This is a genomic window from Peptostreptococcaceae bacterium (genome assembly GCA_016649995.1).
Taxonomy (GTDB): Bacteria; Bacillota; Clostridia; order Peptostreptococcales; family BM714; genus BM714.
On sequence record JAENWJ010000103.1, the window covers coordinates 1 to 1,538 of the forward strand.

The 1,538-nt window shown below is 43.6% G+C and carries 3 protein-coding genes and 1 pseudogene; 3 read left to right on the forward strand and 1 reads right to left on the reverse strand.

Translation table 11 applies throughout. From position 1 onward, the window contains the following. Window positions 1-39: 39 nt before the first annotated feature. The gene (locus JJE29_09490; GenBank protein MBK5252847.1) at window positions 40-246 is read right to left on the reverse strand and encodes a hypothetical protein; all 207 of its coding nucleotides are present in this window, start codon (window positions 244-246) and stop codon (window positions 40-42) included. A 125-nt stretch (window positions 247-371) separates the two neighbouring features. Here JJE29_09490 and JJE29_09495 point away from each other — a divergent pair. The 3 genes and pseudogenes from JJE29_09495 to JJE29_09505 form a co-directional block, all read left to right on the forward strand. Further along, window positions 372-671, forward strand: a pseudogene (locus tag JJE29_09495) (protein-L-isoaspartate O-methyltransferase). A 42-nt stretch (window positions 672-713) separates the two neighbouring features. Beyond that, window positions 714-1,409, forward strand: coding sequence for an RNA polymerase sigma-I factor (sigI, locus tag JJE29_09500; GenBank protein ID MBK5252848.1), 696 nt, complete (start codon window positions 714-716; stop codon window positions 1,407-1,409). 4 nt (window positions 1,410-1,413) lie between these two features. Further along, on the forward strand, window positions 1,414-1,538 hold a 125-nt coding region (locus JJE29_09505; protein ID MBK5252849.1), incomplete at its 3' end, for an anti-sigma factor domain-containing protein.

Consider the following 1,538-nt stretch of genomic DNA (forward strand, 5'->3'; position numbering starts at 1 on the left):
ACCGAACGGTACGCTCTGGTGGTGTGAGAGGTCGGTCATTCAATTAATGAATGACCTCCTACTCGATTTGACCATTCTGTTTTTCTCAAGCGATTTTGCCCTGTAAAGCTTTTGCTCTGCATTGCCAACAAGGTTATGCGTGTATTCGCCGGAATATTCCGATACGCCTCCACTTATGGTAACCCTCAGGTTTTCTATTTCCCATGTGGCTGTTTCTACAGATTTTCTTATTTTTTCAGCTGCCAACCAGACATCAACCAGAAATGGAAGAATTTTATATACTTGAATCTTGATGCATTGAGCTTGTTGCAGTTTTCTGAGGCGATTGAAAAGAAGTCGTTCATTATTTTAAATTCCTTGTCGATGGTTTTGTTGTAATAGGCGAAAAGAGGCTGTCGCTTTTGGGGTATAATAACATTGAGTATCTAATCGGCGACGGAAGCAAGGGATGGATAGAGCACGCTCCATTCGACAGGATAATGGTCACGGCTGCGGCTCGCCATGTGCCGAAAGCGCTTACGGATCAATTGGCCGTTGGAGGAATAATGATTATTCCGGCGGGAGATGGAACTGTGCAATTCCTCTTGAGAGTGGAGAAAACCTTGGGAGGAGAACTGATTGAAACGGTGCTTCTCAATGTGAGGTTTGTGGATCTTATAGGAGATTATTGAAAAAGATTTTTAAAACGTCTTAGGAGAAGGGGATGAAGAAGGATGGGCACATTAGCGGAAAGAGTTGTTCTATCGAAGGTCGACCGAACCATGCGGGAAGAACTAATTAGAGAATACATGCCGTTCATACTTAGTTGCGCATCCAAACAGTCCGGCCGGTACATAAGACAGGGCACCGACGACGAGTCGGGAATTGCAATGATGGCTTTTGATGAGGCTATCACCAAATACGTAGTTGAAAAGGGTGGATTCCTTTCTCTCGCCAAGCAGATAATCAGTCGAAGGCTCATAGACGACTATCGCAAGCGCAATTCAAAAGACAATGCGATTCCGGTTGATTTTACTAATAATGGCGATAACAGAATAAAGTCGTACGAGGTAGTTTCGACCAATGAGGCATATCGGCTTGGCAGGGAATCCGAAGACAGGGCAGAGGAAATAGAAGTCTACAAAAAGGAATTGGGTTCATGGGGAATTTCATTCGATGACCTGGTTAAAAATTCTCCAAAGCATGAACGGCTTAGGCACGAATTAAAGGAATTGGCAGTGCTTTTGACACGCGACGACGATGTGATGGATGAACTAATGAGGACCCATCGCCTTCCTATAAATAAAATCATGAAAAAAAAGCCGATACCCCGCAAAAGACTCGAAAGGGGACGAATATATATATTGAGTCTCTTAGTGGTTTTGACCGGAGATTATCGCTACATAAGGGAATATATAGATTGGAGGTGATGTTGTGAAGGGTATCGTTATGGAGGTTGACGGAAAAGATTTGGTTGTCATGAAGAAAAATGGTGAATTCATCAAGATGAAGAAAGAAAGCCAAAGCGCTCGCGTTGGGCAGGAGATAAGTGTCCGAAG

Excerpts from the sequence above, each read along its gene's own strand:
- sigI (MBK5252848.1), top strand. The coding sequence starts at position 714 with ATGGGCACATTAGCGGAAAGAGTTGTTCTATCGAAGGTCGACCGAACC.